Source organism: Povalibacter sp., assembly GCF_036520495.1.
Lineage (GTDB): Bacteria > Pseudomonadota > Gammaproteobacteria > Steroidobacterales > Steroidobacteraceae > Steroidobacter.
In genome coordinates this window covers 1-14,589 of sequence record NZ_DATDJO010000073.1, presented here as the reverse complement: position 1 = coordinate 14,589, position 14,589 = coordinate 1, and the positions used below count along the sequence as shown (strand labels likewise).

11 protein-coding genes are annotated in these 14,589 nt (G+C 62.1%); 9 read left to right on the top strand and 2 right to left on the bottom strand.

The window, feature by feature from the left end; all coding sequences use genetic code 11:
* Position 1 precedes the first annotated feature (1 nt).
* From VIZ63_RS24925 to VIZ63_RS24890, 8 genes are all read left to right on the top strand, one after another.
* A complete protein-coding gene (locus VIZ63_RS24925) occupies positions 2-1,786 on the top strand; it encodes an acyl-CoA dehydrogenase C-terminal domain-containing protein (protein WP_331612559.1) in 1,785 nt (594 codons plus the stop codon).
* A 275-nt stretch (positions 1,787-2,061) separates the two neighbouring features.
* The gene (locus VIZ63_RS24920; protein ID WP_331612558.1) at positions 2,062-2,517 is read left to right on the top strand and encodes a (2Fe-2S)-binding protein; all 456 of its coding nucleotides are present in this window, start codon (positions 2,062-2,064) and stop codon (positions 2,515-2,517) included.
* Between the two features lie 19 nt (positions 2,518-2,536).
* Positions 2,537-4,699 (top strand): xanthine dehydrogenase family protein molybdopterin-binding subunit, encoded by a 2,163-nt coding sequence (locus VIZ63_RS24915; RefSeq protein ID WP_331612557.1) that lies wholly within the window; start codon positions 2,537-2,539, stop codon positions 4,697-4,699.
* On the top strand, positions 4,696-6,048 hold the full coding sequence (locus VIZ63_RS24910; RefSeq protein WP_331612556.1) for a cytochrome c: 1,353 nt from the start codon (positions 4,696-4,698) through the stop codon (positions 6,046-6,048). The genes VIZ63_RS24915 and VIZ63_RS24910 overlap by 4 nt, the downstream gene beginning before the upstream one ends.
* Positions 6,049-6,464: 416 nt before the next feature.
* Positions 6,465-6,950 carry a TlpA disulfide reductase family protein gene (locus VIZ63_RS24905; RefSeq protein WP_331612554.1) on the top strand — a complete coding sequence of 162 codons (486 nt, stop codon included), beginning with the start codon at positions 6,465-6,467 and terminating at the stop codon, positions 6,948-6,950.
* 31 nt (positions 6,951-6,981) lie between these two features.
* Positions 6,982-7,188 (top strand): DUF4266 domain-containing protein, encoded by a 207-nt coding sequence (locus VIZ63_RS24900; RefSeq protein ID WP_331612553.1) that lies wholly within the window; start codon positions 6,982-6,984, stop codon positions 7,186-7,188.
* A 10-nt stretch (positions 7,189-7,198) separates the two neighbouring features.
* Positions 7,199-8,503 (top strand): DUF3570 domain-containing protein, encoded by a 1,305-nt coding sequence (locus VIZ63_RS24895; protein ID WP_331612552.1) that lies wholly within the window; start codon positions 7,199-7,201, stop codon positions 8,501-8,503.
* A gap of 14 nt (positions 8,504-8,517) precedes the next feature.
* Positions 8,518-9,438, top strand: coding sequence for an FAD:protein FMN transferase (locus tag VIZ63_RS24890; protein ID WP_331612551.1), 921 nt, complete (start codon positions 8,518-8,520; stop codon positions 9,436-9,438).
* Positions 9,439-9,571: 133 nt separating this feature from the next.
* Here the strand turns inward: VIZ63_RS24890 and VIZ63_RS24885 are convergent, their stop codons facing one another.
* Both VIZ63_RS24885 and VIZ63_RS24880 read right to left on the bottom strand, forming a co-directional pair.
* Complete coding sequence (locus VIZ63_RS24885; RefSeq protein ID WP_331612550.1) at positions 9,572-10,153, bottom strand: peroxiredoxin; 582 nt, start codon at positions 10,151-10,153, stop codon at positions 9,572-9,574.
* A 265-nt stretch (positions 10,154-10,418) separates the two neighbouring features.
* Positions 10,419-11,741 (bottom strand): amidohydrolase family protein, encoded by a 1,323-nt coding sequence (locus VIZ63_RS24880; RefSeq protein ID WP_331612548.1) that lies wholly within the window; start codon positions 11,739-11,741, stop codon positions 10,419-10,421.
* Positions 11,742-12,257: 516 nt separating this feature from the next.
* Between VIZ63_RS24880 and VIZ63_RS24875 the strand changes: the two genes are divergently transcribed.
* Positions 12,258-14,589: TonB-dependent receptor plug domain-containing protein (locus VIZ63_RS24875; protein ID WP_331612547.1), on the top strand; the 2,332-nt coding region annotated here is incomplete at its 3' end.

Sequence of the window (14,589 nt, the reverse complement as noted above, 5' to 3'; positions counted from 1 at the left end):
TATGTATCGCGCACCCTTGCGAGAGATTCGTTTCGTTCTGCACGAATTGATCGGCGACCAGCAACTCGCGGGTCTGCCAAATCTCTCCGGCTATTCGGGCGAGTTGGCTGATTCCGTGCTGGAGCAGGCGGGGAAGTTTGCAGAAACGGTTCTCGCGCCGATCAATCGCACCGGCGATATCGAGGGTGCAACGTGGACGGCCGGCGGCGTGCGTATGCCAGAGACGTTCAAACGTGCTTATGCGCAATTCTCGGCTGACGGCTGGAATCAATTGCGCTCACCGCGCGAGTACGGTGGACAAGAGGCTCCCACCATGCTTGGGACCGCGGTCGGGGAGCTATGGGCTTCTGCGAATCTGGCGTTCAAGTTGTGTCCGATGATTACGCAGTGCGCGATCGATGCGTTGTTGAACTGCGGAAACGCAGAGCAACAGCAGAAGTACCTGCCGAAGCTGATCAGCGGCGAATGGACCGGGACGATGAACCTGACGGAATCGCAGGCAGGGTCCGACCTTGGCGCGATTCGCGTGCGCGCAGTCAGGGATCACGATCGATTCAAAATCTTCGGTCAGAAGATATTCATCACCTACGGCGATCACGATTACACCGCCAACACCATTCAACTGGTGCTCGCGCGGATCGATGGCGCTCCGGCGGGGATCAAGGGATTGTCGCTCTTCATCGTTCCGAAGGTGCTCGTGAACGACGACGGCTCGCTCGGCGAGCGCAACGACGTGCGATGTGTATCAATCGAACGCAAGCTCGGCATTCATGCGAGCCCCACGTGTGTCCTCGCCTATGGCGATCAGGGTGGCGCGATCGGGTACCTCCTCGGCGAGGAGAATCGTGGGGTCGAGTACATGTTCATCATGATGAATGCAACGCGCCTCTGCGTTGGCCTGGAAGGCTTCGCGATCGCCGAAAGGGCGTATCAGCAGGCACGGAACTGGGCGCGCGAGCGCGTGCAAGGCCGCCCGCGAGGAGCAGGTACCGCTGTCGATGGTACGGGGTTGCCGATAACGCATCACCCGGATGTAAAGCGGATGCTGTTGACGATAAAGGCCGCGGCGGATGCAGCGCGCGCACTCGCGATGTATGCATCGCTGCAGCTGGACCTCGCAAAGAACCATCCGGATGCGACTGTACGCTCGGCCGCACTCGCACGCGGCGAACTGCTTATTCCCATCGTCAAGGGTTGGTCGACGGAAATCGGCGTGACCATGACCTCGCTTGGCATCCAGGTGCACGGTGGAATGGGATTCATCGAGGAGGCCGGTGCGGCTCAGCTCTACCGGGATGCCCGGATAGGCACACTCTACGAAGGTACGACCGGCATTCAGGCCAACGATCTGCTCGGCCGGAAGATTGCGCGCGACTCTGCTGCTGCAATGAACGCGTTGCTTGGGGATATACGCGCGGATCTGGAGGCGTTGTCGGGGCAGGATCCCGGTGTGGCGAGATCGTGTGCGGCCGCGCTCGAGGCCGAGCATCTGCTGCGTGAAGTGACGGGTGCAATGCTCACTATGTACGCTGACAAGCCCGAAGCTGCGCTTGCTGCGGCAGTGCCCTACCTGAAGCTGTGCGGCCTCACGGTCAGCAGCTGGCTCATGGCAAAGGCGCACGACATTGCCGTGCGCAAGGAGCCCGACGATCCGCAGTTCTATCGGTCGAAACAGCAGATCGCCAGCGTGTTCATGGGGCAACTGCTGCCGGAGTCGCGCTCGCTCGCGCACAGCGTCACGCAGGGGAGTGCCTGCATCGTCGAGGCCGACGCGGAGCTGCCGTAGTACGCAGCTCGAGTCGCCAGATCACAATGCCAACGGCCCTACTCGGGCTTTTGTCGCCTGCGTCGACGCTGCGTGCGCGGCGTCGAATATATTTTTCCTTCAGGATCTCGAGTGGATTGAGCGTGCTGCTCTATGGGGTGCTGTCGGTCTGTTCGAGGCTCGCACCGATCTGACCGCAAGCCACTATTTCGAATGAAATAGTTCGGACGCAGTCGGACATCGTCCCGCCGGCTCGCGCCTGCACCCTGCTTCCGACCCATCCATCGGAAGCCGTGATGCTGGAATTGACTATCAATGGCGAGAAGCGGTCGGTGGATGCCAGCCCGGATACGCCGTTGCTATGGGCCTTGCGCGACGTGCTGGGTCTCACGGGCACGAAGTTCGGCTGCGGGATCGCCCAATGCGGTGCCTGCACGGTCCATGTGGATGGCAAAGCGGTTCGGTCATGCGTTCTGCCGATCGGCGCAGTCGGCGAGCGCGCCGTAACGACCATCGAAGCCATCGACGGCACGTCCGCCGGTCGCAAGATCCAGAAGGCCTGGCTCGATCTCGAAGTGATCCAGTGCGGCTATTGCCAGTCCGGTCAGATCATGTCAGCCACGGCGCTGCTCGCCGCTACCCCAAGTCCCAGCGACGCCGATATCGATGCGGCGATGTCCGGAAACATCTGTCGCTGCGGCACGTATGTGCGGATTCGCGAAGCCATCAAGCAGGCGGCGAAGGCCGGGTAGGCGACGCGGGGAGAATGCGATGACAGAAGCAACTTCACGCAGAACCTTCCTTCAAGTCACGCTGGCATCGGGTGCCGCGCTGTTGGTGGGCTTTCATGTTCCACTCGCCGGCGCGGCCCCATCGAAAGGTGGCGGCGCTGGCGCGGCGCGCTTTGCGCCCAATGGGTTCATTCGCATCGATCGTGAGGGGGCGGTGACGTTGATCATGCCCCAGGTCGAGATGGGGCAGGGTGTCTACACCTCGATCGCGATGATCCTCGCCGAAGAACTCGACGCCGCGTGGGATCGGGTGCGTCTCGAGGCTGCGCCACCGGACCAGGCGCTCTACGCCAATCCCATATTCGGCATCCAGGTCACGGGCAACTCGAATTCGATCCGTGCCTTCTGGACGCCGCTGCGCGAAGCAGCGGCAAGCGCTCGCGCAATGCTGGTGCAAGCGGCGGCGCAGCGTTGGCAAGTGAGTCCTGCGACTTGCGTTACTCAGCAGAGCGAGGTTCGCCACCCGCCGAGCGGACGCACGCTCGCCTACGGCGCTTTGATTGCGGAGGCCACCAGGATGGCTCCCCCGAAGGATCCGCAGCTCAAGTCGCCGCAGGATTTCCGTTTGATCGGCAAGCCGATCAAGCGGCTCGATACACCGGAGAAGGTGAACGGCAAAGCGCAGTTCAGCATCGACGTGGTGCCTCCCGGCGTAAAGTTCGCGACGCTCGCCGCGTGCCCGGTGTTTGGCGGCAGGCTCGTAAAGGTAGGGGATCAAGCGGCACGGCAGGTTCCAGGCGTGCGTGACGTGCTGTCGTTCGACGATTTCGTAGCCGTCGTGGCTGACACGACGTGGGCAGCGAAGCAGGGGATCGCGGCGCTCGATATCACATGGGACGACGCCGGCAACGGCGTTGTCGATACCGCGACCGTGTCGAAGCAGCTCCGGGCGGCAAGCCTGCGCACCGGAGTCACGGCACAGGCAGTCGGCGATGTCGACAAGGCACTCGGCACTGGCGAGCGGTTCGATGCGACATACGAGGTGCCACTGCTGGCGCATGCGGCGATGGAGCCCCTGAGCTGCACGGCGCATGTGACGACGGATTCGTGCGAGATCTGGGTCGGCTCGCAGGTCCTCGGGGTGGCACAGGAAGCGGCGGTGAAAACGACGGGCTTGCCGGCGCAGAAGATTCTCTTCCACAACCTTTACATCGGCGGCGGTTTCGGACGGCGCCTGGACGTCGACTACGTGATCAAGGCGCTGCGCATCGCGCAGCGGGTGTCCGGACCCGTCAAAGTCACCTGGACTCGTGAAGAAGACATGCAGCACGACGTGTATCGGCCAACCTACGTGAGCCGCGTGGCCGCGAGCCTCGTTGACCACCGCATCGTGGGTTGGAACTATCGGGTTGCAGGTTCCTCGGTGATCGCGCGGTTCCTGCCGGTCGCGTTCAAGAATGGAGTCGACGTCGATGCCGTCGACTGCGCCGTGGATTTGCCGTACGACATTCCCAACCTGCGAGTGGAGTACGTGCGCGAGGAGCCGCTGTCGGTGCCGACGGGCTTCTGGCGTGGGGTCGGACCGAACAACAATGTGTTCGTCGTCGAAAGCTGCATCGATGAACTCGCGGCAAGGACAGGTCGCGATCCGTACGAGTTCCGGCACGCCCTGCTCGCCGGCACGCCTCGATTGCAAGCCGCGCTCGAGTTGGCGGCGGAGAAGGGCGATTGGGGTAAGTCGTTGCCGCCGCGTGTTGGCCGGGGCATCGCTGTGCAGACGGCGTTCAAAAGTTACATCGCAACTGTCACCGAAGTGGAAGTCGATGAGTACGGGCTGGTTCGGGTCCGTCGCGTCGTGTGCGCAGTCGATGCCGGCACGGCTGTCAATCCGGACACGATCGTCGCCCAGATCCAGGGCGGGATGATTTTTGGACTGACAGCCGCGCTGTACGGGCGTGTCACCGTGCAAAACGGCCGCGTGCAGCAGAGCAACTTCAATGACTACCGGATCATGCGCATGAACGAGGCGCCGCAAATCGAGGTGCACGTCATCAGGAACGGCGAAGCACCTGGCGGTATCGGCGAAGCGGGCACCACCGCTGCCGCTCCTGCGCTCAGCAACGCGGTCTTTGCGGCGACGGGTGTGCGCGTGCGGACGCTGCCAATCGATCCGAAGCTCCTGGCGAAGAGGCCAACTGCATGAAGGCGCAGCAAGGTATCAGTGCGGTTGCCGCCCTCATCGGTGTGATTGTCATCGGGGCGGTCGCGATCGTCCTCTGGTACGCGATGAGTCCCGGGCCGATGGCCTTCGTCACTGCACCACGCGTGAAGCTCTCGGAATATGCGGGCGCGCCCACCGGTGTCCCTGCAGACCTGCCGGGACGCGACGATCCGCTCGTCCGAGGTCGATACCTCACGCAAGCCGCGGACTGCGAGGCGTGCCACACCACGCCGGGCGGCAAGCCCTTCGCCGGAGGACGCGCATTCGCGACGCCATTCGGCACGCTCTATTCGCCGAACATTACGTCGGACCCCGAAACAGGCATCGGCCACTGGACCGACGCGCAATTCATCAAGGCGGTGCACAAGGGCGTGCGCCCCGACGGCGCACGACTCTATCCGGCATTTCCCTATGCGTCGTACACCTATCTGACGGACGACGACGTGCTTGCGATCAAGCAATATCTGGCGAGCCTGCCCGCGGTCAGACAGAACGCTCCTGCGAACGATCTGGCGTTTCCCTTCGATCAACGTTGGCTCATGGCTTTGTGGTCGGCGTTCTTCAATCCCGACCAGCGGTTCCGCGCGACACCGGCACACAGTCCGGAATGGAATCGCGGCGCCTATCTGGTCGAGGGCCTGGGTCATTGCGGCGAATGCCACACGCCTCGGAACCTGCTTCAGGCGTTGGACAACCGGCAGAAATTCGCGGGTGCCGTGGCCGACGGCTGGCGGGCCTACAACATCACACCCGACAAGAGTACTGGTGTCGGCGCATGGAGCGACGTCGATCTGGCCAGCTATCTCGCGGCGGGTCATGCGAAGGAGCGCGGCGCCGCTGCAGGACCGATGCGAGAGGCGGTGGAGTTCGGACTGCGACATCTCACGCCAAGCGATATCGGCGCGATGGTCACCTATCTGCGCAGTGTGCCGCCGCTATCCAGTTCAAATCTTCCATCCCGACTGGCCGGACCTGCTCCCGCGGCTTATGACGGTGGCAACGCAGCACACGTCGATGCGCGCGGCAGGATGATATTCGAAAGTGCTTGCGTGAGTTGCCACGCCTGGACAGGAGAAGGAACTGCAACGTCCTACGCAACTCTTACGGGGTCGCGCGCGGTCAACGATCCTTCGGGCCGCAACGTCGTGCAGGTGATCCTTTCCGGTGTACCGCCGTTGCGCGGGCAGCCTGACGTATTCATGCCGTCGTTCGGTCACGCCTATACGGATGCGGAAATCGCAGCGGTCGCAAACTATGTGACTGCGCGATTCGGCGCGGAAGCATCGACGCTGAGCGCGAATCAGGTGGCCCGTTTGCGCAATGGTGGGTGATGAAGGCGATGCGGTCCGGGTGCCGCGACGCGGCAAGAGGAAGGCGCGTGCATTCCTTGCAGGCTGAGTGGCAGCATGGCTGTCGTCGGCAAGTCGAGCTGAAGCGGCGAACCTGCTGGACTACGCAACGACGCTGAAAAATCTGTCCAAGGGGCGGTCCGATATCACCTCCGCGCGTTGCGCCGGGCCTGGACCCTGGCAGTACTCGGGTGTGGGCCACTCCCCGAAATTTCACATCGCGTCCCTACTGCGGATCTCGCACTACCAGCCTGAGAGCTGCGCGAAGTTGCGAAACCGTGAACGTTTACAAGCAATTACATAAATGACCTGAGCTCTGCGGGGGGCGGACGCATCGGTAGCGATTGATTACGGCCGCTCTCGGCGTCCAACGGGCATATCAAGCCACTGACTCGCCTATGAGAAAGCTTGCTGCTCGCCCATTGCTGACCGGACTGCTGCTGGCCTGGATGATGCTTTTCATCAGCACCGCTCATGCCGCTGACGCGTTCGACCTGTCGCACTATCGGGGCAAGGTGGTGCTGGTCGACTTCTGGGCGTCCTGGTGTGAACCCTGTCGTCATTCGTTTCCCTGGCTCAATGAAATGCAGGCGAGGTACGCGGATCGCGGCCTGGTGGTGATCGGCATCAACGTCGATCGGACGCAGGCCGATGCGGCGCGTTTTCTGCGCGACGTGCCGGCCAGATTTCCGATCGTCTTCGACCCAGCCGGAACGCTCGCCTCGCAATACGACGTTCCGGGCATGCCGAGCACATTCGTCTTCGGTCCAGATGGCGAGATCGTGTCGCGTCACATCGGTTTCCGCGACGGGCAGCGTGCGGGACGTGAGGCAGAGTTGCAGAAGTTGCTGGCCGGGCCTGGCGTGGCCCTTGCCACAGAATAAGCGTCGCACTGCGATCGCCGGAGAATCCTCGATGAAGGCAGTTCATTTGCTCGTGTTGGGCCTGTCGCTTGCGGGTTGCGCCACCGTGCAACCGTGGGAACGCGACGTATTGGCGCGGCCGGAGATGTCACTCGATGCGAATCCGCTCGATGCGGCCATCGACGATCACATCTATTTCAGCAAGGAAGGTTCCAGCGGCGGTCGCGGATTCGGCGGCGGCGGCTGCGGCTGCAACTAAGGACGCACTAATGAAAGAGACTGAGAATTTCCAGACAACGCTCGCGGCAGCAGCGTGCGCTCTGCTGGGTACTACGCTCGCGACGCGTGCGGCGGCCGACGAGGCGGACAAGCGCTGGGCATTTGATTCTTCGCTCCTTTACTACGGTGAGAGCGATGATCGCGTGCAGGACATCAGTGCCATGCTGTCCGCGCAACGCAGCTTTGGGGACGAACGCACACTTGCCGCGACGCTGACCGCCGATACGCTGACCGGCGCTTCCGCCAGCGGTGCGATTGCGCTCGACACGCCGCAGACTTTCACGAGCCCGTCGGGCCGGGCGGTCTACACGACGCAACCCGGCGATGTGCCGCTGGACGATACATTTCTCGACACGCGCTTTGCGCTCAATGCCAGCTGGACGCAACCACTGGCGCGTCTCTACACACTCTCTGCGGGACTCGGCTTTTCAACGGAGTACGACTACACCCATCTGGGTGCGAACCTGTCGCTGGCGCGGGACTTCAACAAACGCAATACGACGTTGAGCGCGAGCGTTGCGTGGTCGCAGGACGATGTCGATCCGGTCGGCGGCGCGCCGCGGCCCCTGTCGCAGATGCTCGATGTCGGCAACAGCGCGAACAAGCTCGGGAGCGACAGCAAGGACGTGCTCGATCTGCTGGTCGGCCTGACGCAGGTGCTGGGCCGCAATACCGTGCTTCGTGTGAATTACTCATACAGCGATTCGAACGGGTATCTGAATGATCCGTACAAGATCCTGAGCGTGGTGGATCCGATCAGCGGGGACACGGTTACCCGTGTTCCGGTGGGCGAGGGGCCGACGGGCGTCTATGTGTACGAAAGCCGCCCGGATTCCAGGACGAAGCAGAGCCTCAATGCTGAAGTGAAACACGCCTTCGGTGCCAGGGTATTGCACGTGGCCTACCGGTTCATGACTGACGACTGGGGGATCGACTCCTCCACGGCGGAGGCGAGGGTGCGCTGGCCCATCGGCGCAGACAGCTATATCGAACCGCAGCTGCGCTACTACACGCAGAACGAAGCTGATTTCTATCGTGCCAGCCTGGTGAATGGTCAGGCGTTGCCGCAGTACGCCTCCGCCGATTTCCGCCTTGGTGATTTCGACGCGACGACTGTCGGCGTGAAATTCGGGCATCGCACGGCGAGCGGCAATGAGTGGAGTACGCGTGTGGAGTACTACCAGCAGAGCGGTCAGGTGCCCGGCGATCAGATCATCGGCAATCAGGCCCGGCGCGAGCAGTATCCGGACCTGAGGGCAGTGGTGGTGCAGTTCGGTTATCGCTTCGGTCTATAGCGGCGGAGATATCGGTGGGTGCGAATCCAGTATCGATCAAGCGCGGGCCGTGTGGCGTATCGCTGGTTCGCAGCCATGACCACTGGGCGGGTCGTTTCGCCGCAATGGCCTGTCCGTGCGATGTCCTGATCGAAGGTGGGCCGCAGGCCCAGGCGAAACGGATGGTCGACGCCATTGCCGAGTGTGCGTGGCGAATCGAACGCAAGTTCAGTCGCTATCGACCGGGCAGTGTCGTCCATTACATCAATGACACTGCGGGCACCGTCGTGACGGTCGACGATGAAACGGCGAACCTGCTGGACTTCGCAGCGACGCTGACGAATCTGTCTCAGGGGCGGTTCGATATCACGTCGGGCACATTACGCCGCGCGTGGACCTTCGATGGCGGCGATCGGGTGCCCACTCAGGAACAGATCGATGCACTGCTGCCACTGGTCGGTTGGCACGCAGTACAGTGGACGCGACCGGTGCTGCGGTTGCGGCCCGGTATGCAGATCGATCTTGGCGGCATCGGTAAGGAGTATGCCGTCGATGCCGCAGCAGCCATCGCGAACACAGTCGCACCTGGAGTGAGCTGCCTGGTCAATTTCGGCGGCGATGTCGCCGTCGTCAACGCACGCAGCGATGGGCAGCCCTGGCGCGTCGGGATCGAAAAGCCGGATCGGCTCGGCACTCCAGCTCACGTAGTGCAGCTGTACCGAGGCGGCATCGCGACGAGCGGTGATTCGCGGCGCTTCGTTCTGAGTGGCGGTCAGCGCTACTCCCACATCCTGGATGCGCGTACCGGCTGGCCGGTGCGCAATGCTCCGCATTCCGTGACCGTGACGGCCGAGACCTGTACGCAGGCCGGCAGCGTCACCACGCTTGCGATGCTGCAAGGCGAGAATGCCGATGCCTTCCTGAAATCGAGTGGTATGGACTATTGGCTCCAGTAGCAGCCAAGGGCTCCTGGACTGACTGGGTAGGGTGACTCTGCGTCGTCCCGCTTCAGCCCGGTCAGCAGAACGCGACGGGCTCCCAATGCGAAGGAGCCCCGGTGCAGGTCACCGGGGCTCGCACTGCTAACGACTATTGTTTATTTGCTGCAAGGCGCTGGACTGCTTCAAGTGCCTTCTGCACGTTGTCGGTCGGTGACACGCCACCGATGGTTTCTGCGATCTTGCCATTCGGCAGCACGATAAAGGTCGTGCGTTCGGCAAAGCCATGCGCGATCTGCGCGCCGCGCGTGTCCTTCATGTCGGCGCTTGGACCCTTTACCTGCAGATCGAAGGATTGCGCGATTTTTCCGCTGGTGTCGGAGGCGACGGGAAGTTTCCCTGCGCAAAACTCGGGATCGGCCGAAAATTCATTCAGCCGCGCAATGTCGTCGAGCGAAACTCCGACGACCGATGCACCCACTGCGGTGAACTTGTCGTAGTTGACGGCAAAGGTATGGGCCTGAACATTGCAGCCGCGGGTGTAGGCCGACGGATAGAAGTACACGACGACCGGGCCCTTCTTGAGCGCATCGCCGAGCGAGAACGTGAATTCCTTGCCGGCAAGGGATGCCTGCGTCTTGAAGTTCGGCGCGACGTCGCCCTGCTGCAATGCCGCCATCGCCGGAACAACGACGGCAGTCGAAAGAAGGAAGCCAAAAAACGCGGATTTCATCATACGACTCCTGGTTGACAACTTGTTTGCGGGGATCGTACCGGAAGTATTCCTGACTGGTGCATCGAGTTCGGCACTCGAAGGTAAACGACGGTCAAAGAAAAGCCGCACGCTCAGGCGGAGGTTGGCCGCATCTCCGCCGGACCCGAACGAGGCGATTGTTTTTCCTGGCGAGCCTCGCAGCTGCGTTTCATAAGGCGCGGCGCAGCCGCCCGCGCTCTTCCTGTCAGGGGCGGCGACTGAGTCGCCGCCCGGCTGCGCACCCTCAGTGACTGGCGACCTTGCCGTTCTTCATCACGAAGCTCACACGCTCCAGTGCGGTCACGTCCTTCAGCGGATCGCCCTTCACGGCGATCAGGTCTGCGAACTTGCCGGTCGTCAGCGTGCCGACTTCGTTGTCGATCCGGTTGTGCTTTGCGCCCCAGACCGTGGCGGAACGGATCGTGTCCAGCGGCGAGAAGCCAGCGGACACCATCAGTGCGAACTCCTTGGCGTTGTCCCCATGAGCTGACACGCCCGAGTCAGTACCGAATGCGAACTGCACGCCACCCTCACGGGCACGACGCGCCATGTCCACCATCTTCGGACCGACTTCCAGCGCCTTGGCGCGTACTGCCGGTTGCATCCAGCTGGCGGTCCTGGCGCGCTCCGCCACGGTGGCGCCGGCAAGCAGCGTCGGCACGAGGTAGGTTTTGTTGGCCTTCATCAGCCTGATGGATTCGGCATCGAGGTACGTGCCGTGTTCGATGGAGTCCACACCGGCGCGCAGGGCGGAGTTGACGCCGTCCGTGCCGTGGGCGTGGCACACGACGCGACGACCCAACGCATGGGCGGTGGTGACAATGGCCTGCAGCTCATCGTCCTGCATCTGCTGGCTCAGGCCGGCAGAGGTGTTCGACAGCACCCCGCCAGTGGAAGCGATCTTGATGACGTCGGCCCCACGCTGCACCGCCTGACGCACGGCCCGACGACAGTCGTCTGCACCGGAGCAACGACCCGGACGAGCGAACAGATCAGTGATGTCGGGACGATAGCCATGCACGTCGCCATGACCGCCATGCGCACCTACACCGCCCGCCGCGATGATGCGCGGACCAAAGGCACGACCGGAATTGATGGCGTCACGCAGAGCGATGACGGCATCGGCATCGCCGCCCAGATCGGCCAGGGTGGTGAAGCCCGCGCGCATGGTGCGCTGGGCATACATCAGGCCATCCAGCGTGAGATCGGCAGAGGTCTTCTTCACGGCATCCACTTCCGACGTGGGTCCTCCTTCGGAGGTGATGTGCACGTGGCTGTCGATCAGGCCAGGCAGCACGAAGCTGTCACGCAGATCGATGGTGTTACCGCCGTTGGGCGCGGTGTGATAGCCATCGCGCACTTCCAGAATCCTGCCGTTGACAACGACGAGGGTACGTTCCTGTTCCACCCGGCCATTGGCGGGGTCGGCCAGCAGACGGCCGGCCTGCACGAACACCTGCTTGTCCTGATCGGCGGCGCCCGCGTTCTGCGCCCATGCCGTGCTGCTCACGCCCATCCCCAGCAAGGTGATTCCCAAAAGACGGCTTGCCGTCGTAATCGTTGTCATGGTCGACCTCTTCTGTTGATACGTCTCGATCGATGCTCCGATTGTGCCACTGCTGTGCCACTGCCCTTGAATCAGAGGACGATGTGCGCGCAAAACGGCACGCAGTTGCAAAGAGGACGGCAAAAGCCGCCATAGCGCGCAATAAAAATGCTCAGGCAGCTGACGTCGACTGCGTTTCAGCACTGCGGGGACGTTGCGAACGACGGGCGATCTGTCGAATCCAGGTTTCTTTGTCAAGCGGCACGTTGATTGATCCCCATGACGTGCACCAGCACAGGGCTATTTGGGTCGGGATCACGCGGAACGATTTCAATCTCACCATCTGGAACAGAAAGATACAGTCGCCTCCCCCCCGAATTACGACTGAAAAGTGGTGCTCACGTTTAGTAAGTTTCGTGACGGTCTGTATTTCCAAGCTGAAGTTCGCCGTCTCGAGGGCGGACGGTTTGCATCTGGGAATAGAGAATCAAGTCTGTTTTTCGCTGACAACAAATTAGATTCAGGGGGGATGAAGCATTGAATACTCGAACGATGGCTGCTGGACAGCGATCTGAGGTTGCCATTTCTGTGCGACGCGCACTGAGAGGCGTCGGGTTCCTGGCCGGATTGGCGACGGTGTTTGCTGTGGGATCGGTGACGGCGCAGGAAGCCGCCCCGCAGCTCGAAGAAGTCATGGTCACGGGGTCGCGCATTCAGCGTACCGATGGTTTCGAAGCGCCCACGCCAGTGACCGTCATGGGTGAGGACATGCTCAAGGATATGGCGAGCACGACCATTTCGCAGTCCGTCATCCAGATGCCGCAATTCTCCGGCAGCCTGACTTCGAGCAATCTTTCCTCGAACGTGGGCACCGGCACTGCCGGCGCGAACCTGCTGAACCTGCGTAATCTCAACGCGAACCGCACGCTGGTGCTGTTCGATGGCAAGCGCATGGTGCCTTCGGTCGTGGGCAGCGGCAACAACGCCGGCGCGGTCGACACCAATTCCATCCCCGGTGACCTCGTCCAGCGAGTGGAAGTGGTGACCGGTGGTGCGTCTGCATCCTACGGTTCGGACGCCGTCGTTGGCGTGGTGAACTTCATTCTCAACCGGGACTTCACAGGCAACAAGGTCAGTGTCCAGAGCGGTCAGTCCGAGGAAGGCGACGGCGAGACCTTCAAGGCATCGCTGACTCACGGCAGCCGGTTTGCCGACGGTCGCGGCCATGTGTTGCTGGCGGCTGAAATGACCGAAGACGAAGGCGTCCAGGGCACCCATCGCAGTTGGGCTGATAAGGAAAACTGGCAGCTCATGGCCAATCCGGCCTGGACGTCCGCAAATGGCTTGCCTCGTTACATCATTGCTCCCAATGTCGGTCCGGGTAACGGCACGTTGGGCGGTCTGATTGTCAATTGCCGCCTCAATGGAGCGACGGCAAATCTGAACGCGAGCCCTGGCCCCGGCGCGCGCTGCCCCCTGGGTGGCGTTCAGTTCGTCGAAGGCGGTGCGACTGCGCCGTTCAACTACGGCGCCATGATCAACAACGCGCCGGGCACCAACATGCTGGGCGGTGACTGGGAAGAGGCGCGTATCGATCAGACGACGAGCATTGCGCTGCCGCTTGCGCGTCGCAATTTTTTCGGCCGCGTGAGCTATGACCTCTCGGACGACACCAACGTCTACGCCGAGGGTGGTTACGCTACGACCTATTCTCATAACCGCTGGGTGGTGCCAAACCTCAACAACGGTGGCACGGGTGCGACGATCCTGTCGGGCAATCCATTCATTCCTGCGAACCTGCAGACGCAGATGACTGACAACAACGTCGCGTCATTCACGGTCGGCACGTTCAATGGCGACCTGTCGCCACTGCAGGGTATCAACGAGCGCAAGACCAGTCGCGCCATGCTCGGTGTCGAGAGCAGTGTCGATCTGTTCGGTACGGCATGGAAATGGGATGCTCACGGCGGCTACGATCAGACGAAGATGGTCTCCAAGACGCCGGGGGATGTGATCACCGCGAACTGGAACGCAGCGACGCGCGCTATTCGTGATGGCACTGGCCAGATCGTTTGCGATCCCACCTACTTTGCGCAGCTGACGGCAACCAACATCGCCCGAGGGATTGCTCCGCCCCAGGCAGGCTGTGTGCCTTACAACCCGATGGGCCTTGGGGTCAACAGTCAGGACGTACTTGAGTATGTGCAGGCTACCGGCTGGTCGGACATGACGATCCGGCAGTGGCAGGCCTCGGTGAACATGAGCGGTGAGCCGTTCTCCACATGGGCGGGCCCGGTCTCCACGGCATTCGGTCTGGAATACCGCAAGCAGTGGGTTGACGGTGCGGTGAGCGATCTCGACCAGAGCAGCGCCTTCTTCGCCGGCAACTACAAGGCCACCGATGGTTCGTACAACGTGACGGAGGGTTATCTTGAAACGATCGTCCCGCTGTTGAAGGATGTGCCATTCGCCGAATCCGTGGACCTCAACACAGGTGTTCGTCGGACCAGCTATAGCGTGACCGGTGATGTCACGACCTGGAAGGTCGGTGCCAGCTGGACCCCGGTGTCGGACGTTCGCTTCCGCTGGACCCGTTCGCTCGACATTCGCGCTCCGAATCTGGGTGAGATGTTCAACCCTGGCGTCGTGGGTACTGGCAACACCACGGACCCGTTTGATGGTCCGTTGAGTTCCACCACCGGGCTGCCAACGGGAGCTTCATATCTGTTGAAGTCCATGACGCCTGGCAGCACTGACCTGAAGCCGGAACGCGGCTACACCACGGGCGTTGGTGTGGTTTACCAGCCGAGCTTCGTGCCGAGGTTGAATATCTCGGTCGACTACTACGACATCGTGATCCGTGATGCCA

Coding starts and splice junctions, on each gene's coding strand:
- VIZ63_RS24895 (WP_331612552.1), top strand. CDS start 7,199: ATGAAAGAGACTGAGAATTTCCAGACAACGCTCGCGGCAGCAGCGTGC.
- VIZ63_RS24900 (WP_331612553.1), top strand. CDS start 6,982: ATGAAGGCAGTTCATTTGCTCGTGTTGGGCCTGTCGCTTGCGGGTTGC.
- VIZ63_RS24915 (WP_331612557.1), top strand. CDS start 2,537: ATGACAGAAGCAACTTCACGCAGAACCTTCCTTCAAGTCACGCTGGCA.
- VIZ63_RS24905 (WP_331612554.1), top strand. CDS start 6,465: ATGAGAAAGCTTGCTGCTCGCCCATTGCTGACCGGACTGCTGCTGGCC.
- VIZ63_RS24910 (WP_331612556.1), top strand. CDS start 4,696: ATGAAGGCGCAGCAAGGTATCAGTGCGGTTGCCGCCCTCATCGGTGTG.
- VIZ63_RS24925 (WP_331612559.1), top strand. CDS start 2: ATGTATCGCGCACCCTTGCGAGAGATTCGTTTCGTTCTGCACGAATTG.
- VIZ63_RS24885 (WP_331612550.1), bottom strand. CDS start 10,153: ATGAAATCCGCGTTTTTTGGCTTCCTTCTTTCGACTGCCGTCGTTGTT.
- VIZ63_RS24880 (WP_331612548.1), bottom strand. CDS start 11,741: ATGACAACGATTACGACGGCAAGCCGTCTTTTGGGAATCACCTTGCTG.
- VIZ63_RS24920 (WP_331612558.1), top strand. CDS start 2,062: ATGCTGGAATTGACTATCAATGGCGAGAAGCGGTCGGTGGATGCCAGC.